The sequence below is a fragment of the Actinophytocola sp. genome (genome assembly GCF_035634895.1).
Classification (GTDB): Bacteria; Actinomycetota; Actinomycetes; order Mycobacteriales; family Pseudonocardiaceae; genus Actinophytocola.
In genome coordinates, this window is record NZ_DASQCC010000085.1 from 77,803 (window position 1) to 95,375 (window position 17,573).

Consider the following 17,573-nt stretch of genomic DNA (forward strand, 5'->3'; position numbering starts at 1 on the left):
ACGCACCCACGGGATAGTTTTGTGACATAATAACTTTGTGACTCGAAGTCTAGGCCGACCGCGGCGGGTCACGCGAACGAAGGAGCCATCACCGTGCACGGATCGATCACCATCATCGGAGCCGGCCTGGCAGGTCTGACCCTCGCCCGCGTCCTGCATGTGCACGGCATCGCCTCGACCGTCTACGAAGCGGAGGCATCACCGACCGGACGTACCCAGGGCGGCCAGCTCGACATCCACGACTTCAACGGCCAGGTCGCCCTCCAGGAGTGCCGGCTCCTGGACGAGTTCCGCTCGATCGTCAACATGGGCGCCGAGGCCATGCGCTTCCTCGGCCCCGATGGAGAACTCGTCGGCGAGATCCCCGACGACGGGGAGCTGAGCAACCCCGAGGTCCTGCGCGGGGAGCTCCGGCGGATCCTCATCGAGTCACTGCCCCCTGGCACGATCCGGTGGGACCACAAGATCGTCTCGATCACCGCCGGCGGCGACCGGGGACAGCACACTGTCAACTTCGCCGACGGCTCGGCTGTCGCCACCGACGTGCTGATCGGCGCCGACGGAGCCTGGTCGCGGGTCAGGGCGTACCTCAACGGGGCCGCGCCCGAGTACCTGGGAACCCTGTGGGTGGAGACGTTCCTCCACGACGTCGAGAAGCGCCACCAGCTCAGCGCCGAGCTGGTCGGCAGCGGCGCGATGCTGGCGATGGAGCCGGGGCGGGGAATCTTCGGCCACCGCGAGGCGCACGACGTGATCCACACCTACGTCGTGCTGAAGAAGCCGCTCGAATGGACGGAGTCGGTCGACTTCACCGACCGCGAGGGCGCACTGAGGAGCGTCGCCGAGCAGCTGGGGCACGGGTGGGCGCCGGAGCTGCTCGAGCTGGTGACCAGGGGCGAGACCACCCCGGTCGCGCGCCCGATCTGGGGACTGCCGCTGGGGCACACGTGGGACCGCGTACCGGGCGTCATGCTGATCGGTGACGCGGCACACCTCACCCCGCCCGATGGCGACGGAGCGAACTGGGCACTCTACGACGGCGCCCAGCTCGCCAAGGCCATCATCGCCACACCGGCCGACATCGACACGGCGTTCACCGCCTTCGCCGAGCAGATGCTGCCGCGCAGTGCCACGTCCTCGGTCGAGGGCTACCAGTCCTTCGAGCAGACCTTCGGCTACAACGCGCCCGCGAACCTGCGCGACATGTTGAACCGCGCGCAGACCTACGGTCGCCAACACCGTCACTGACAGCCCAGCCGCTCCCACCGAGATCAACTGCCCGGCCGACGTCGCGTGTCGAGCTACTAGTGTCCCGCGCCGGGAATGCGGTGATTAAGTCGGTGGATCCGGGTTTCTGCTGGCAAGGCGCCGGTTCGCCCTCGTACTGGGTCGTACTTGGGCGAACCGGCAACGCCGCCAGCAGGAAGCTGGGCCGCCGAACTAGTTGCCTGATTTCCGGCGCAGGACACTAGCCAGGCCGCAGCATGGTGGCCAGCCGGCTCGCGCTCGGCGCGTCCAGCTTCGGCGCGGGCTCGCGAGGGGCGGGCACCCGCGGCTCGGCCGGTGGGTCGCGCCCCTCGGCCGCGGTCAGGCCCAGCATGTCGAGAAGCTCCGCCAGATCCTGCGCGTCCCGGGCCTGGCCCGCGACCGTCCGCGCGGCCCGGTGCCGCTGCCACGCTGCCGCGAACTCGCCTGTCATGTGTCCAGCGTCGCCCCGGCCTGCCCGGCGGGACAGCGACGAAAGTCCTTGCCGGGGCGGCCTTTCGACCGCTGCGGCGGCACGGCGACCCCACGGCCGCCGCCCGGTCGCCACGCGGATGAACCTCCACCGCCGGAGTCCGGGGACGCCGTCGATACCGGGTCCTTGGTCCTCGCCGCGCGGGCTTTGGTGCTCTGTCGCGGGGGCGGCCCGAACCGCTTTGCTTGGTACAAAAGCGAAAGAAGGAGGCCGTGGTGGACAGGACGACCGTCGGGTCGGTGATGACGAGAAACGTCGTGACCGCGGTGCCGGCGACCCCCTTCCGGGAGCTGGTCGCCAGGATGGCCGAGCACGGCGTCAGCGCGCTGCCCGTGGTCGACCCACAGGGCCGCCCGATCGGCGTGGTGTCGGAGGCCGACGTCCTCGCGAAGCAGGAGTTCCACGGTGGCCAGGACGAGCTGCCGCACCACGACCGGACCGGCCGCGAGCGTTGGTACCGGGCACAGGGACGGATCGCGGCCGAGGTGATGACCACACCGGTGCGTGCCGTCCATGCCGACGAGCCGGTGGTCGGCGCGGCACAGCTGCTCGCGAAGGCGGGCATCCGCAGGCTCTTCGTCATCGACGGCGACGGCCGTCTCATCGGGGTGGTCTCGCGGCGTGACCTGCTGCACGTGTACCTGTGCGACGACGAGGAGCTGCGGACCCGGATAGTCGAGCTGCTCGCGAAGGCCGGTTTCACGCCGGGCGCGGTGGCGGTTCGGGTCGCCGACGGAGTGGCCACAGTGGACGGTTCGGTGGCCGGCCCCGGTGCGGGCATCGCCGCCCTCCGGCTGGTGCGTGCGGTGCCCGGTGTGGTCGGCGTCCACGACAACCTGAGCTTTCCCGTGGACGAACCGAGCGAGCGGATGTGGATCGGAACCAAGCCGTAGGGAAGGGAAGAGCGATGTGGGAGCCCACCGTTGAGTCCGTGATGACGAAGGAGATCGTCACCGCGCGGCCGGAGACGGCGTTCAAGGAGCTGGTCGCGCTGATGAACACCCACCGCGTGAGCGGGCTGCCCGTCGTGGACGCGGCGGGCCGGCCGGTCGGCGTGGTGTCGGAGGCCGACACGCTGGTCAAGCAGGAGCACCTCGGCGGCATCGAGAACCGGCCGCTGTTCGGCCGCAGGCGCAAGGACCGGTGGCGCAAGGCCACCGGGCGCACCGCCGGTGACCTGATGACCGCGCCGGCCGTCACGATCGCCGCGGACGCGACCGTCACCGCCGCCGCGCGGCTGCTGGCGGAGAAGAACATCCGCCGGTTGTGCGTGGTCGACGGCGACGGCCTGCTGGCCGGGATCGTGTCCCGGCGGGACGTGATCGGCACGTTCCTCCGTGACGACGACGCCATCCGCGCCGACATCGAGGAGCACGTGTTCAGGCGGGGCATGTGGCTGTTCCCCGGCACTCTCAACGTCGAGGTCACCAGTGGTGTGGCCACACTGGACGGTGAGGTGGAGCGCCGGACCACCGCGCAGATCGCCGCCCAGCTCAGCCACGCCGTGCCCGGTGTGGTCGGCGTGCGGAACAACCTGCGCTACGAGTTGGACGACACCGTCACCACCCCGCTGTGACAGCGAACGACGGATGCCCTGGACCCCGGTGGTTCCAGGGCATCCGCCGTGACCGGCCGGAACGACCACGGTCGCCCACCACCGAGAGCCCTGGACCCGATCGGGTCCAGGGCTCTCCCGTCGCGATCACATGGTTCTGGCCATCAGGTGGGCGAGGTCGAGCGTGCGGTTGGAGTAGCCCCATTCGTTGTCGTACCAGCCGAACACCTTGACGAGGTCACCCTCCACCCTGGTCAGTGAGGCGTCGAGGACGCACGACGCGGGGTCGCCGATGATGTCGCGGGACACGATCGGGTCCTCGGTGTAACGCAGCACGGACTTGAGGTGGCCGCCCGCCGCGTCGGCGAAGGCGCGGTTGATCTGGTCCGGGGTGACTCCGGTGGCCGCGACCTTCACCGTCAGGTCGGTGAGCGAGCCGTCCTCCACCGGCACCCGGACCGCGATGCCGTCGAGCCGGCCGGCGAGCTCCGGCAGCACCTCACCGACCGCGGCGGCCGCGCCGGTGCTGGTGGGGATCAGGTTCACCGCGGCGGACCGGGCCCGGCGCGGGTCCTTGTGCGGGCCGTCGAGCAGGTTCTGGTCGCCCGTGTAGCTGTGGATCGTCGTCACAAGCCCGTTGATCACGCCGAAGGTGTTGTGCAGCACCCAGAGCATCGGGGCGAGGCAGTTCGTTGTGCACGACGCGTTCGACACGATGTGGTGGGTGTCGGGGTCGTAGGCGTCCTCGTTGACGCCCATGACGATGGTCGCGTCCACACCCTTGCCCGGCGCGGTGATGATGACCTTGCGGGCGCCCGCGGCCAGGTGGGCGGCCGCGGCGTCGCGGGTGCGGAACTTGCCGGTCGACTCCAGCACCAGGTCGACACCCAGCTCCCGCCACGGCAGGTCGGCCGGGTCGCGCTCGCTGGTGACCAGGATGCTCTGCCCATCGACCGACATCGTGTGCTCTTCTGTGTACACCGGCACCTGCCACGGGCCGTAGGTGGAGTCGTGGCGCAGCAGGTTCGCCAGCGTGGCGGGGTCGGCGACGTCGTTGATCGCGACGATCTCCAGCCCGGGCTCACCGTTGTCGGACCGGTTGAACGCGGCACGTGTCATGTCCCGCCCGATGCGGCCGAAACCGTTGATACCAACGCGAATTGCCATGATCTTACCTCTCGTACAGACGTGCGCCGGGCAGGTAGCCGACGGTGTCCTCGGTCCGGCGGACCGGGCTGCGCGGCAGGGGCGGCGCCGAGGTGGGCGCCCAGCCGACACGCAGGATCAGGTGGGGGTACGCGGCGCCGTCGAGCACCTGGTCGCGGATCGTCGCGCGCGTGTCGGCGACCTCCAGCGGCTGGGAGAGCGTGCAGGTGGCGAGGCCGAGGTCGGTGGCGGCCAGCAGCGCGGCACTCGCCGCCTCGCCGGCGCGCAGGACGGACAGCGGGTTCTCCTCGAGCGACGCGACCACGAGCAACTGGCCACCGTCCTGCTCGTCGCGGCCCGTCGACGCGTTGCCGAGCGACCCGCCGGGGAAGGCGCGCATGGCGGTGTCGTCGTGCCACGTCGGTCCCGCTGGACCGCTGGCGGTGAGGATGCCGTCCTGGGCGGCGAAGCTGCTCCTGCTCCACGCCGCCAGCTCGAACTGGTAGCCGGGATCGTCCGCCTGCTGGCGTGCGGCGGTCCCGATGGCGCGGGTCAGCTGCCAGCGACTGGCGCTGTCGGTGACCGGCACCAGGAGGGCGCCAGCCTCTCCGGCCCGGCGCACCAGCAGGTCGAGGTGCTCGGCCGGTACCTCCCACGAGGTGAAGCGCCGGCGGTCGGTGCGCCGGTGCGAGATCGCGCCGGCGAGTGCGATGTCCTCCTCGGTGGGGAGGTACGCGCGTGTCTCGACCACGGCCAGCAAGTCTGGGTCGTGCTCGTTGGGCAGGTGACGCACGACCGCCTGCCAGCCCAGCGCCGCGAACGCCACCCGAAGGTGGTGCAGCGCCGCACCGCAGCTGAGCAGCAGGTCCCGGCCCTCCGGGTCGGTCGCGGCCAGCCCGCGGGTGCGGTCGGCCATCAGGTGTACCGAGTCGTCACCGACCAGCCAGCGCCACGGCTGGGTGTTGTGCACCGATGGCGCACGGTTGGCGACCCCGATCGCCGCGAGCACGGTGGGGCGGTCCGGTGTCGTGACTGTCATACCCCCACGGTCGTCCGGCCGGTGCCGTCGCGGCAGGGCTCAAGTTCCCTCCTGTGAGCGACGTAGGGCCCCGCGATGGAGGACCTCCTTCTCTGCCGGACCCCGCCGCCAAGGCCGGAGCATGGGGACAACGAGGTTTCGGTGAAAGGACGAGTGATGAACGCCAAACCGGGTGACTGGCTGATCGTCGAGATCGCCGGGACCGACAACGCCACCCGGCGCGCCAAGATCCTGGAGGTCGGCTCTCCGGACGGCGCGCCGCCGTTCAAGGTGCGGTGGCTGGACACCGACCGCGAGGGTCTGCTGTTCCCCGGCGTGGACGCGCGGGTACTGACGCGCGAGGAGCTCGACGCGCTCGACACGCTGACGGCCGAGCGAGCCACGGTCGTGCAGCGGCACATCGCACACCGGCGGGGGACGTCATGACCGCTTCGCCACCGTCGCGGACGCTGCGGCTGGCCCGGCTGCTGCGGCCCGCGGGGAACCCACTGGCCCGCGGGACCGACCGGGCCGAGGCCGCGGTCGTGGTCCTGTCCGTGCTGCTGGCCATGGTGCTGGTGCCGGTCATGCTGACCCTCGGCTCGGTGACCTACTCGAACCTCGTCGAACAGAGCGCGCGGCAGTCCAGAGGCCGGCACGAGACTGTCGCGGTCCTCACCCAGGACGCGCCGGGGACGAGCGTCGGCACCCGCGGCGAGACGGTCAGCGGGAAGGCGAAGGTACCCGCCCGGTGGCGGCTGCCGGACGGAACGACCCGTACCGGTCTGGTCGAGGCCGACGACGGCAGCAAGGCCGGCGCCGAGGTCTCGGTGTGGCTGGACCAGTCGGGTAGGCCGGCGCGGCCCCCGATGTCCACGGTGGACTTCGTCGGTGCCGGCGTGCTGGTGGCCCTGTTCGGCTGGTTGACCACCGTCGGGCTGCTCGCTCTCGGCTGCTGGGGCCTGCACCGCGTGCTCGACCGGCGCCGCTACCGGGACTGGGACGCCGAGTGGACCCGGATCGAACCGGACTGGCATGACCAGTCCCGCTGAGCGCCATCGGCGCCCCGGGCCACCGACCGGCCACGAACAGCCGTCGTCCCGCATGAACGTCCGAGGAGTTGTCCGATGAGCATCACCGACACCGTGATCGAACAGGCCCTTCTGGCCGCGGTCCGTGCACCCTCGGTGCACAACACGCAGCCGTGGCGGTTCGTGGTCGCCGCGCCCTTCGTCGAGGTGCACCTCGACCGGGAACGGGTGCTGCCGGTGGTGGACCCCGCGGCGCGGGAGGCCAGGATCTCCTGCGGTGCCGCGGTGTTCAACCTGTGGCTCGCGGTCCGGGCCGCCGGGCGCGGCGCGGTGGTCGACCTGCTGCCCGACCCCGACCGGCCGGACCTGCTCGCGGTCCTGCGCATGGCAGGCGTTCGGCCGGCCACTCCGGAGGAGTCGACGCTCGCGCACACCGTCGCGCGCCGGGCGACCAACCGCCGGCCGTTCACCGACCGTCCTGTGCCGCCGCCGCACCGGGCCGCGCTGGTGCGTGCCGCCGAGGCGGAGCATGCTCACCTGATCCTGCTGGACACCCCGAAGCGGCTCGACACGCTCGCGACGCTGCTGCGCCGTGCCGACCACCTCCAGGTGGAGGACCCGGCGTTCCAGCGCGAGCTGCGTGCGTGGACCGAGCCCGACGCGGCCGGCGGCGACCGGACCGAGGACGGGGTGCCGCGTTCCGCGGGTGGGCCGCGCCCCAGCGTCGGCTCACTGCTGGTGCCACGACAGTTCCACGAGGACGCCACCGCGGAGCGGCCGTTCGAGCAGGACCCGTTCGTCGTGGTCCTCACCACTCACGGCGACACCGCTCGAGACCACCTCCACGCGGGGCTCGCCATGCAGCGTGTGCTGCTGTCCGCGACCGTGCTCGGCCTGAGCGCGTCGTTCCTGTCCCAGCCGGTCGAGGTGCCGCACACGCGAGCCGCGCTGCGCGCACTGCTGGACGTGCCGGGACAGCCGCAGACCGTGCTGCGCATCGGCTACGGCCACCCGGTGGCCACGACCCCCCGCCGCCCGGTGGCCGCCGTCACCACCATGCGGGCGGAGGTGCCGTCATGACACTCCCCGAGCCGACCCCGACGTCGAACTCCGGTGCGGCGCGACAGTGGACGGCGGGTGAGAAGCACCTGATCACCGGGGCGGCCGCGCTGGCGCCGTCGGTGCACAACACGCAGCCGTGGGTGCTGGAGTTCCACGACGAGCACATCTCGCTGTACGAGCGGCTCGACCGGGCACTGCCGCACCACGACCCGGTCGGCCGGGACCGGCTGATCTCCTGCGGTGCGGCCGTCGAGAACGCGGTGTCGGCCATGCGGATCCTCGGCTGGCTGCCGGCGGTGCGGCTGCGCCACGACCCCGCCCACCCGGACGAGGTCGCACGGATCACCGTCACCGGCCGGGCCGAACCGTCTGATGTGGAACGGCACCGTCACCGGGCGATCTCGGCCCGGCACAGCCACCGCGGGCCGTTCGCGGGGCGAGCGATGGAGAACGACCTGCGACGGGAGCTCCTCGGCGCGCACACGGTCGACGGCGTCGGGCTGCGCGCGCTGGCCGATCCCGAGGAGGTCGCCGCACTGGCCAGGCTGGTGAGCCACAGCGCCCTCGTGCTGCGTGCCGACCACGCCTACCAGCGCGAGCTGACGGCGTGGACCGCGCCGGTCCGGGAGCCGATGCCGGGTGCCGGGGTGTCGTCGGCGACCCGTCGCGTGTCGACACTGCCGTGGGCCGGCCTGGTCCGGCGGACGACCGCGATACCGGACATCGGGTTCCTCGCCGACCGGCTGAGCCGGGAGTTCCTCGTGCTCGTCGAGACCCCGGACGACGGCCGGCACGACCACGTCCGCGCCGGCATGGCCGCCGAACAGGTCTGGCTGGCCGCGGTGGACGCCGGCCTCGCCGGCTCGCTGCTCACCCAGCCGTTCCAACTGCCCGAGGTCCGCGCAGGACTCGTGGAGAAACTCGCCCTGAGCGGATTCCCGCAGCTTCTGCTCCGCTTCGGGTACCTGTGAGGAGAGAAGATCATGACATACACCAACGAGAGTGAGCGCCCTGCCGAGCGAAGCTCGCAGAGCGAGAACAGCGTCGTCGTCGGCGTCGACGGTTCGGCTTCCGCACTGCACGCCGTCCGCTGGGCGGCGCGGGAGGCCGAGCGCCGTGGCGCCCCGCTGCGGCTGGTCAACGTCTGCCACCTGATGCCGGTGCGGCACCCGAGGCAGATCTCGCCACCGGCGGACTACCAGACGGCCGTGATGGAGCAGGGCCGGCACTGGCTGGCCGAGGCGAGTGCGGCCGCGCAGCGCGCCGTGCCCGGTCTGGCGGTGGTCACGGACCTGCGCTCGGGGATCGCCGCCGACGTGCTGGTCGCCGAGTCGCGGACCGCGCAGCTGATGGTGCTCGGCTCCCGGGGACTGGGCGGGTTCACGTCGCTGCTCGTCGGTTCCGTCGCGGTGGCCCTGTCCGCGCACGGGCAGTGCCCGGTCGTGGTGATGCACGCGGCCACTCAGGACGGCGTCCCGCCGGAGGACGACCCGGTCGTGGTCGGTGTCGACGGTTCGGAACTGAGCGACGCCGCGCTGACGTTCGCGTTCGAGGCCGCGGCGGCCCGCGGCGTCCCGCTCGTCGCGGTGCACACCTGGCTGGACGTGAACGCGGCCGGCGCGTGGGCGGTGCTGCCGGGGACGATCGACTGGACCTGGTTGCAGCAGGAGGAGGAGAAGCTGCTGGACGAGCGGCTCGTCGCGTGGCGGGACAAGTTCCCGGGCGTCGAGGTGCGGCCGCTGGTGGTCAGGGACCGCCCCGACCGCGCGCTGCTCGAGCACGCGGCCGGTGCGCAGCTGATCGTCGTCGGCACCCGTGGCCGCGGCACGCTCACCGGCATGGGCCTCGGCTCGGTCAGCCAGACCCTCCTGCACCACGCCGAATGCCCCGTCGCGGTGGCACGAACGGACCGGACATGAACACCAGGTCCCGACGAGTCGTCGCCGGCGTGTCCACAGCGGACAGTCGTGCGCTGGTGCGCTGGGCGGCCGCGGAAGCGGCCACCCAGCACGCAGAGCTACAGCTGGTGACCGCCCGGCCCATGCCGGCCGCGCCCGACCGGTACATCCCGAACGACATCGCGGCCGCGCATCGCGTCGCGGCCGTGCGGATGCTCGCGGAGCTGGCGCAGGACGTGGCGGCGGGCTGGCCGGAGCTGGCAGTCACCACGGAGGTGGTCTCCGGTCCACCGGCGGCGGTACTGCGTGCCGCGGCGGACGGCGCGGACCTGCTGGTCGTCGGCGCGGACGACGCAAGCCCGTTCACCGAGGCCATCAGTGGCTCGGTCCCGGGCGACCTGCTGGCCTCCGCGCCGTGCCCGCTCGCGGTGGTGCCACGGCGGGAGTGGACGACGCCAGCGTCCGCCCCCGTCGTGGTGGCCTTCGACGAGTCCCCGGTGTCCCAGGCCGCGCTCACCTACGGGTACGCCGCGGCGCACCGCACCGGCAGACCGCTGACGATCGTGAGCTGTGTCACCGCGGACTACCCGGGCCGGTCCGCCGCGACCCGGCTCCACATCGCGTTCGCCGCGCTGTACCCGGACGTCGAGGTCTCCACCGAGGTCACGACCGACGACCCGCGGCACGTCCTCGTCGCCGCGTCCCGCCGGGCCTCGATGCTGGTGCTGGGATCTCGTGGCCGGGGCCGGCTCGCGTCGGGCCTGTTCGGCTCGATCGGCCGCCACCTCATCCGTCGCAGCGCGTGCCCCGTCGTGGTCGCGCGCACCCAACCGGCGGCGGTCGCCCTGTCCTCGTAAGGAGAGACCCATGACGTCACATCGGAAACCGGTCGTCGTCGGTGTCGACGGCTCGGCAACGGCACTGCACGCGGTCCGCTGGGCGGCGGAACGCGCCCGCCGCGACGGACTCCCGCTGCACATGGTCCACGCCTACCACCTTCCGCTCGGGCACCCGTCCGGGGTGACCGAGGAGGCGTCGGTACTGGAGACGCTGCGCCAGGACGGCCACCGCTGGTTGGCGGAGGCCCGTGACGTGGCGGGCGTGGCCGCGCCCGGGCTGGCCGTCCGGACCGAGCTGGCCGCCGTGCCCCCGATGACCATGCTGCTGCGCGAGTCCGAGAACGCGTCGGTGCTGGTGCTCGGCAGCCGGGGGCGCACCGTCCTCGGCGACGTGCTGACGGGCTCGACCGCGCTCGCGCTGACCAGCCACGCGCACTGCCCGGTCGTACTGGTGCGTGACGGCACCGACGGGTCGCCCAGGACCGGTCCGGTCGTGGTCGGTGTGGACGGAACGCAGGCCAGTGAGGCCGCCGTCGCGTTCGCGTTCGCCGAGGCGGCGGCCGCGAACGCCCCGCTCGTGGCACTGCACGCCTACACGGAGTCGGTGCTCGAGACCGCGCTGGCCGGCAACAACGCGCCGCTGGACTGGACACTGCAACGCCAGGTCGCCGACCGGACGCTCGCCGAGCGACTCGCCGGCTGGCAGGAGAAGTACCCGCAGGTGCGCGTCGAACGCGAGGCCGTGCACGACCGGCCGACGCGGGCCCTGCGGCGCTGCGCCCGGACCGCTCGGCTCATGGTCGTCGGCCGGCACGGCCGTGGCGGGTTCCGCGACCTGGTCCTCGGCTCGACCGGCCAGCACCTGGTCCACCACGCCGACTGTCCCGTGGCCGTGGTGCGCACGGAGAACCCCGACTAGCAAGGAGGACCGACCATGCGCGCACGAGACATCATGAGCCGGCCGGTGGTCAGCGTCGATGTGCACAGCACCGTCCGGGACGCCGTCACGGCCCTCACCGAACACGGCTTCGCGGCCGTGCCCGTGCTCGACGACGGTGACCGGGTCGTCGGCATCTTCAGCGAGTCCGACGGCCTGCGTGCCGGGCACAGGCACGGGGACGCGGTGACCACCGCCATGGCCGCACCGGTCGAGGTGACCACACCGGACGCGGACGTCGCGGTCATCGCGGAGCGGATGCTGGCCGGCCGGCTGCGGTCGCTGCCGGTGGTCGAGGAGGGCCTGCTGGTCGGCATCGTCGCCCGCCGCGACCTGCTGCGCACCATGGTCAGGACCGACGACGTGATCGCCGCGAACGTGCGTGCCCTGCTCGACCAGTACGCCGGCAGCCGCAGGCACTGGGAGGTCGAGGCGGTCGACGGCCACATCACCGTCACGGGTGACTTCGCCGACACCGCGGAGAAGTCCCTCGTCGCAGCGCTGGTCCGCACCGTCGGCGGCGTCTGCGCCGTCACCCTTGCGGTGCAGCTGCCGGCCCAGGTCGGTTGGGACGACTGAACATGACGACGCGGCCCGCCGGTACGAAGGAGGACGCTCCCGCACGCTGGGCGTGACGAGAGCGTCCTTCGCTGTTCGGCCGCGGTCGCGGGGGGTCAGCGGCGCGCCATGGTCGGCACGAAGGCGAGAGCCTCGGCCAGGTCGACGTGGCGCTCGAACCACTGGGTGAGCTGGGCGAGTCCGTCGCGGTAGCGGCGGAGGTGGTGGTCGCAGAACGCCAGCTCGCCGCCGTCACGCAGGACGGCGAGGACGGTGGCCTGGCCGGGACAGCGGTCGCGGCGGTCGTTCGCGTCGAACAGGGCGGCGGTGCGCACGTCGGTGGCGATCATGACAACCCCTCCTTCCGGAAGACTCTCCGACTCTTCCGTGCCGAAGGTGCCCGGCCCACGGTCGTTGGCCGCCGATGTCCGGGACGTTCGACCCGGGCTCGCGCCGTGGTCACCGCACGCGATGGACCAAGGTCCCGCCAGGTGGGGACCTCCGCCAGCGGTCGGCTGCCCGAACCTTCGTTAGTTTCGTTGGTAGACAACGAAACTGAGGGAGGTTCGGTCATGGCGCATCCGATCGTGGTCGGGGTGGACGGCTCACCGTCGGCGCTCGACGCCGTTCGCTGGGCGGCCCGGGAGGCCGTGCGCCGCAAGCTCCTGCTGCGGCTGGTGCACGTGTACTCGACTCCGGTCGGGCTGCCCGGGGGCATCATCGAGCCCGCCGTCGTCGAGAAGGCGCTGCGCGTCCAGGGCCGGCGATGGCTGGACGACGCGGCCCAGGTGGCCAGCGAGGTGTCCCCCGCGCTGAAGCCCGCACTCGTTCTGGTCGCGGCGTCCGTCGTGCCGGCCATGATCAAGGAGTCGGTGACGGGCTCGCTGCTCGTGCTGGGCACCCGGGGGCTCGGCGGGTTCACCGAGCTGATGATCGGTTCCACCGCGGTGCTGCTCGCCGGGCGTGCGCACTGCCCGCTGGTCGTCGTCCGCGGTGACGAACCCGAGCACGGTCCCGTGGTGGTCGGCGTCGACGGCCTGCCCACCAGCGAGGAGGCCGTCGCGTTCGCGTTCGCCGAGGCTTCCGCCCACGGCGCGGACCTGGTCGCCGTGCACACCTGGGCCGACCCGGTGATCGACACGATCCTGCTCGGCCACCCGGAACCGCTCGACTTCGAGCCCGCGCAGCAGCGTGCCTACGAGACGCTCGCCGAACGGCTGGCGGGTTGGCAGGAGAAGTACCCGGACGTGCACGTCATCCGTGAGGTCGTTCGCGACCACCCGTCACGGGCACTGCTGCGCCACGCCGACGGCGCGCGGCTCGTGGTCGTCGGCACCCGTGGCCGCGGCGGCTTCAGCGGCCTGGTGCTCGGCTCGACCGGCCAGCACCTCCTGCACCACTCGCCCTGCCCGGTCGCCGTCGTCCGCACGGAGCCGGAAAGCCGGGAGTAACGCCGTGCGCGAGCCCGCCGGCCGCCACGACGACGAACGGCGGCTCGTGCACGCCGTCGAGCGCCCGTCCGAAGACGCCGCGGACACGGTCATCGACCGAGATGTCCGAAGTGGACGGTGACCAACGTCCCGTCCGGAAGGGACCAGTAGCTCTGGGTGCCCCGGTCGTGCCGCGGTTGACTGGAACCGTGGTACAGAGGGAAAGGAGAACAGATGACGAGTCTGATGCCGCGTCCCTTCGTCTTCCCGGAGGTCGTCCGGCTGCTGGAGGGTGGTTGGCCGTTCGGTGACCACCACGCCGCGCGGATCGAGGACTACCGCGAGGACGGGAGGTATGTGCTGCGGGTGGAGCTGCCCGGTGTGGACCCGGAGAAGGACATCCAGATCCACGTCCAGGGCACCGAGTTGTCGATCGCGGCCGAGCGGGCCGTGGAGAAGCACGACAAGACGCACAGTGAGTTCTCCTACGGCAAGTTCGCGCGGACGGTTCGGTTGCCGGCCGGTGCGTTGCCCGACGAGATCTCGGCGACCTATGAGGCCGGGATCCTCGAGGTGACGGTGCCGGTGAAGCCCGAGACGGACAACGCCAGGCAGATCGAGGTCACGGTCACCAAGTGACCGAGTGAACGGGTGGCGGGCCACTCTCCCTCCCTGGAGGCCCCGCCATCTTTCCCGTAGGAAGGGTTTGCCATGTCCACGGTGGATACGACGGTGGGGGTCGCCATGACCCCCGAGGTGCTCGGGATCGTCCCCGGCGCGCCGCTGGAGGTGGCGTTGCGGATGATGGTCGAGACGGGGGTGCGGCATCTTCCGGTGGTCGACCGTGGTCGCTGTGTCGGGTTGCTGCACGAGTCGGATGTGTTGTGGCGGTTGTGGTCCACGGCCGGTGCCGCGCCTCGGGCCGTCATGGTGGCACGGACACCGGTGGTCTCTGTCACCGTGTCCGACGACATGCGCACGGTCGCACGGCGCATGGTCGACGCGGAGACGGACGCGGCGGTGGTCACCGAGGACGGCCGGATCGTGGGAATCGTGACCGTGACCGACCTGCTGCACCGGCTGGCTGAGGGGTAGGCCCCACGCCGGTCGCTCAGTGCCAGGAACCCGCTTGCCGATCTTGCGCGGCTCGTCCGCGCTGGCCGCCAACCGCGAAGTCGATGTTGTGTCGGCGTGACCGACCGGCATCGGGGTCAGGCCGTCAGGAGCGCCAGTGTCCGCGTGCCGCTGGGGGTGAGCATCGCGGGCGCGGTCGTCCCGGCCGGAGCGGGCCATGCCGGCCCGACCAGGCCGTTGCCCACGAGGTCGCATGCGGCGGCGAAGTCGCACCACAGACCGTCGACGGTGAGTTTGGCGTGCCGGTTGACGACGATCTGCCCGCGACCGTCGGCGATGGCTCGCAGCATCGAGCGGTGCCTCGCCGTGAACTCCTTGATGCCCATGATGGCCACCTCCGCTGCTGTGTTCGTTGTCACAAGCATCGTGGATGGGTGGCCGTGCGGGCAGAGGACAAGTCCATCACTTCCTTGCGACGCAAGGCCTTGCGCCGCGGGCACCCAACCGGCCGGTGGCACGGGACCAAGGTCCCCGCCAGCCGGTGACCTACGTAGCCCAACCGAGGACCGTCGTGCCGGTGTGCCGGCGGCGCCGGGTTGCTGCGATGGAGTCAGGAAGCCAGGACGTGGGAGGTGGATGTGATGTCACGTGCGGAAGACCTTCGGGCGGCACGGGAGTCGCGTGCCGGCGCCGCGGAACGGGTGAACCGGCGGGGCCCGGGGGACGCGGTGACCCGCATGGTCGACGCCGCCGTGCACCGGGCGACCCGTCACCCGGTGCAGAACCTCCGCCCCGGCTGGCGTCGGTGCTCCACAGTGGACACCGGTCCGGCGCCGCTCGGTCCGGACTTCCGGGCCGCGATGCGCACCGCGAACGCGCGGATCGACGCGCTCGACCTGGCCGAGCTGCGGACCCCGGCCGGCACCGTCCGCTACCTCGATGTCGGTGACGGTCCGCCGGTGCTGCTGGTACACGGGATCTTCGGCGGCCCGGACGCCGCCATGCGGCAGCTGCGGTCGTTGGTCCCCGGCGGCTTCCGCCTGATCGTGCCGTCCCGATTCGGGTACCTGGGGTCCTCGCTGCCGGCCCGCGCGACCCCGGCCCGCCAGGCCGACGTGTTCGCCGACCTCCTGGACGGGCTCGGTATCGAGAAGGCGGCCGTGGTCGCGGTCTCGGCGGGCGCGACGTCCGCGCTGCAGTTCGCCCTCCGGCACCGCGACCGGGTGTCGTCGCTGGCGCTGCTCTCGCCCAACGGGCCGGGTTGGCAGCACGAGCGGCGGCGGATGCCGTACCGGATCGCGCGGGCACTGTGGGGCTCGGACCGTCTCATGTGGACGGTACGGCGCCACTTCCGCGACCGGTTGGCCCGGCTCGTGGCGGTTCCCGGGGGCCAGCCGCTGCGCGCGGTAGACCACGCGCGGCTCGATGCGGAGCTCGACGGGGTCTTTCCCCTGTCCCGCAGGGTGAACGGCGCCCTGTTCGACGCGTTCGTGTCCAACCCGGACATCAACGCCTGCGACCTCGCGGACATCTCCACACCCACGCTGATCGTGCACGCACGGGACGACGCGCTAGCCCCGTGCTGGGGCGGCATCGCGCTTTCCGAGCGGATTCCGGGCGCCCGGTTGCTCGTCGTCGAGCACGGCGGTCACCTGATGCTGGGCGAGCACCCCGAGGTCGCCGCCGCGGTCGAGGCACTACTGAGGTCCACACAGGACTGAACAGGAGACGACGATGCCGAAGTACGTCTACGACTTCGCCGAGGGCAACCGGTCCATGGCCGACCTGCTCGGTGGCAAGGGCGCGAACCTCGCCGAGATGACGGTGATGGGGTTGCCCGTGCCACCGGGGTTCACGATCACCACCGAGGCCTGCCGCGCCTATCTCGCCACCGGTGCCCAGCCCGACGAGCTGGCCGGACAGGTGGGTGAGCACCTGCACCTCCTGGAGCAGGCCATGGGACGCAAGCTGGGCCAGGTCGACGAGCCGCTGCTGGTGGCCGTCCGTTCCGGCGCCCGGTTCTCCATGCCCGGCATGATGGACACGGTCCTCAACATCGGCCTCACCGACGACTCGGTCGCCGGGCTCGCCGCGTGGGCCGGGAACGAGCGGCTCGCGTGGGACTCCTACCGCCGGTTGGTGCAGATGTTCGGCACCACCGTGCTGGGTGTCGACGCGAGCCACTTCGCCGACGCGCTGCGGGAGGCGAAGCTGGCCAAGGGGGTCGACGGCGACCTCGGCCTCGACGCGGCGGACCTGCGCGCGCTGACCGCCACGTTCAAGCGGATCGTCCATGAGCGCGCCGGCCGGGAGTTCCCGCAGGACCCGCGCGAGCAGCTGGACATGGCGATCCTGTCGGTGTTCCAGTCCTGGCACACCGACCGCGCCCACACCTACCGGCGTGCCGAGCACATCGCCGAGGACCTCGGCACCGCGGTCAACGTGTGCGCGATGGTGTTCGGCAACATCGGCGACGACTCCGGCACCGGCGTCGCGTTCACCCGTGACCCGGCGACCGGCTCGCCCGGCGTCTACGGCGACTACCTGCCCAACGCGCAGGGCGAGGACGTCGTCGCCGGCATCCGGAACACGCTGCCGCTGCACCGGCTCCAGGCGCTCCAGCCCACGGCCTACGAGCGGCTCATGGAGATCATGGCGACGCTGGAGGAGCACTACCGCGACCTGTGTGACATCGAGTTCACCATCGAGCGGCGCAAGCTGTGGATGCTGCAGACCCGTGTCGGCAAGCGCACCGCGGCCGCCGCGTTCCGCATCGCCGACGCGTTGCGGGAGGAGGGCCTCATCGACGCGGACGAGGCACTGCGGCGGGTGACCGGCGCGCAGCTGGCGCAGCTGATGTTCCCGCGCTTCGGCGACACCGAACGAGCACCGATCGCCACCGGCGTCGCCGCGTCGCCGGGCGCGGCCGTCGGCGAGGTCGTGTTCGACTCGGCCACCGCCGTCCGGCGGGCCGAGGAGGGCGCCGCGGTCATCCTGGTGCGCCGCGAGACCAACCCGGACGACCTCGACGGTCTCATCCACGCCCGTGGCGTGCTGACCAGCCGGGGCGGCAAGACCTCCCACGCGGCGGTCGTCGCGCGTGGGCTCGGCCGAACCTGCGTGTGCGGCGCGGAGTCGCTGACCATCGACACCAAGGGCCGCCGGTTCACCACCGCGGCGGGCACGGTCGTCGCGGAGGGGGACGTCATCTCCGTCGACGGCACCGCGGGGAAGGTCTACCTCGGCGAGCTGGACGTCGTCCCGTCCCCGGTCGTCGACTACTTCGA

At 72.0% G+C, this 17,573-nt stretch carries 21 protein-coding genes; 16 read left to right on the forward strand and 5 right to left on the reverse strand.

From position 1 onward, the window contains the following. The first annotated feature begins 93 nt into the window (after positions 1 to 93). Positions 94 to 1,248 carry an NAD(P)/FAD-dependent oxidoreductase gene (locus VET29_RS11950; protein ID WP_324919155.1) on the forward strand — a complete coding sequence of 385 codons (1,155 nt, stop codon included), beginning with the start codon at positions 94 to 96 and terminating at the stop codon, positions 1,246 to 1,248. A gap of 220 nt (positions 1,249 to 1,468) precedes the next feature. Here the strand turns inward: VET29_RS11950 and VET29_RS11955 are convergent, their stop codons facing one another. Further along, positions 1,469 to 1,699, reverse strand: a complete 231-nt coding sequence (locus tag VET29_RS11955) for a hypothetical protein (RefSeq protein ID WP_324919158.1) — start codon at positions 1,697 to 1,699, stop codon at positions 1,469 to 1,471. 254 nt (positions 1,700 to 1,953) lie between these two features. On the opposite strand from VET29_RS11955, the gene VET29_RS11960 reads away from it, so the two are divergent. Both VET29_RS11960 and VET29_RS11965 read left to right on the forward strand, forming a co-directional pair. Next, complete coding sequence (locus VET29_RS11960) at positions 1,954 to 2,631, forward strand: CBS domain-containing protein (protein ID WP_324919160.1); 678 nt, start codon at positions 1,954 to 1,956, stop codon at positions 2,629 to 2,631. Positions 2,632 to 2,672: 41 nt separating this feature from the next. Beyond that, entirely contained in the window at positions 2,673 to 3,314 is a 642-nt protein-coding gene (locus VET29_RS11965) for a CBS domain-containing protein (protein WP_324919203.1), read from the forward strand. Between the two features lie 126 nt (positions 3,315 to 3,440). Here VET29_RS11965 and gap read toward each other — a convergent pair whose 3' ends face one another. Continuing rightward, positions 3,441 to 4,460: a type I glyceraldehyde-3-phosphate dehydrogenase gene (gene gap / locus VET29_RS11970; RefSeq protein WP_324919162.1), complete on the reverse strand. Its 1,020-nt coding sequence runs from the start codon at positions 4,458 to 4,460 to the stop codon at positions 3,441 to 3,443. A gap of 4 nt (positions 4,461 to 4,464) precedes the next feature. Then, positions 4,465 to 5,478 (reverse strand): Acg family FMN-binding oxidoreductase, encoded by a 1,014-nt coding sequence (locus VET29_RS11975; RefSeq protein WP_324919164.1) that lies wholly within the window; start codon positions 5,476 to 5,478, stop codon positions 4,465 to 4,467. A 156-nt stretch (positions 5,479 to 5,634) separates the two neighbouring features. Here VET29_RS11975 and VET29_RS11980 point away from each other — a divergent pair, with 156 nt between their 5' ends. From VET29_RS11980 to VET29_RS12015, 8 genes are all read left to right on the forward strand, one after another. Beyond that, a complete protein-coding gene (locus VET29_RS11980) occupies positions 5,635 to 5,904 on the forward strand; it encodes a DUF1918 domain-containing protein (protein ID WP_324919166.1) in 270 nt (89 codons plus the stop codon). Next, positions 5,901 to 6,509, forward strand: a complete 609-nt coding sequence (locus VET29_RS11985) for a hypothetical protein (protein WP_324919168.1) — start codon at positions 5,901 to 5,903, stop codon at positions 6,507 to 6,509. Before VET29_RS11980 ends, VET29_RS11985 begins: the two co-directional genes overlap by 4 nt. Before the next feature lie 75 nt (positions 6,510 to 6,584). Then, positions 6,585 to 7,568, forward strand: a complete 984-nt coding sequence (locus VET29_RS11990) for an Acg family FMN-binding oxidoreductase (protein WP_324919170.1) — start codon at positions 6,585 to 6,587, stop codon at positions 7,566 to 7,568. Continuing rightward, entirely contained in the window at positions 7,565 to 8,521 is a 957-nt protein-coding gene (locus tag VET29_RS11995; RefSeq protein ID WP_324919172.1) for an Acg family FMN-binding oxidoreductase, read from the forward strand. The genes VET29_RS11990 and VET29_RS11995 overlap by 4 nt, the downstream gene beginning before the upstream one ends. Before the next feature lie 12 nt (positions 8,522 to 8,533). Then, a complete protein-coding gene (locus tag VET29_RS12000; RefSeq protein WP_324919174.1) occupies positions 8,534 to 9,469 on the forward strand; it encodes a universal stress protein in 936 nt (311 codons plus the stop codon). Continuing rightward, positions 9,466 to 10,305 (forward strand): universal stress protein, encoded by an 840-nt coding sequence (locus VET29_RS12005; RefSeq protein ID WP_324919176.1) that lies wholly within the window; start codon positions 9,466 to 9,468, stop codon positions 10,303 to 10,305. The genes VET29_RS12000 and VET29_RS12005 overlap by 4 nt, the downstream gene beginning before the upstream one ends. Positions 10,306 to 10,315: 10 nt before the next feature. Next, on the forward strand, positions 10,316 to 11,206 hold the full coding sequence (locus VET29_RS12010; protein WP_324919178.1) for a universal stress protein: 891 nt from the start codon (positions 10,316 to 10,318) through the stop codon (positions 11,204 to 11,206). 15 nt (positions 11,207 to 11,221) lie between these two features. Continuing rightward, entirely contained in the window at positions 11,222 to 11,803 is a 582-nt protein-coding gene (locus tag VET29_RS12015) for an HPP family protein (protein ID WP_324919180.1), read from the forward strand. Between the two features lie 95 nt (positions 11,804 to 11,898). Here VET29_RS12015 and VET29_RS12020 read toward each other — a convergent pair whose 3' ends face one another. Further along, positions 11,899 to 12,132 (reverse strand): DUF7455 domain-containing protein, encoded by a 234-nt coding sequence (locus VET29_RS12020; RefSeq protein WP_324919182.1) that lies wholly within the window; start codon positions 12,130 to 12,132, stop codon positions 11,899 to 11,901. 222 nt (positions 12,133 to 12,354) lie between these two features. Here VET29_RS12020 and VET29_RS12025 point away from each other — a divergent pair, with 222 nt between their 5' ends. The 3 genes from VET29_RS12025 (at position 12,355) to VET29_RS12035 (ending at position 14,307) form a co-directional block, all read left to right on the forward strand. Continuing rightward, the gene (locus tag VET29_RS12025) at positions 12,355 to 13,233 is read left to right on the forward strand and encodes a universal stress protein (RefSeq protein ID WP_324919184.1); all 879 of its coding nucleotides are present in this window, start codon (positions 12,355 to 12,357) and stop codon (positions 13,231 to 13,233) included. A 213-nt stretch (positions 13,234 to 13,446) separates the two neighbouring features. After that, positions 13,447 to 13,851 carry an Hsp20/alpha crystallin family protein gene (locus tag VET29_RS12030; protein WP_324919186.1) on the forward strand — a complete coding sequence of 135 codons (405 nt, stop codon included), beginning with the start codon at positions 13,447 to 13,449 and terminating at the stop codon, positions 13,849 to 13,851. Positions 13,852 to 13,923: 72 nt separating this feature from the next. Next, entirely contained in the window at positions 13,924 to 14,307 is a 384-nt protein-coding gene (locus VET29_RS12035) for an HPP family protein (protein ID WP_324919189.1), read from the forward strand. A 116-nt stretch (positions 14,308 to 14,423) separates the two neighbouring features. Here VET29_RS12035 and VET29_RS12040 read toward each other — a convergent pair whose 3' ends face one another. Next, positions 14,424 to 14,672, reverse strand: coding sequence for a hypothetical protein (locus VET29_RS12040; protein ID WP_324919191.1), 249 nt, complete (start codon positions 14,670 to 14,672; stop codon positions 14,424 to 14,426). A 255-nt stretch (positions 14,673 to 14,927) separates the two neighbouring features. Between VET29_RS12040 and VET29_RS12045 the strand changes: the two genes are divergently transcribed. Together VET29_RS12045 and VET29_RS12050 are read left to right on the forward strand one after the other, a co-directional pair. Continuing rightward, the gene (locus VET29_RS12045; RefSeq protein WP_324919193.1) at positions 14,928 to 16,007 is read left to right on the forward strand and encodes an alpha/beta fold hydrolase; all 1,080 of its coding nucleotides are present in this window, start codon (positions 14,928 to 14,930) and stop codon (positions 16,005 to 16,007) included. A gap of 13 nt (positions 16,008 to 16,020) precedes the next feature. Further along, positions 16,021 to 17,573: pyruvate, phosphate dikinase (locus VET29_RS12050; protein ID WP_324919195.1), on the forward strand; the 1,553-nt coding region annotated here is incomplete at its 3' end.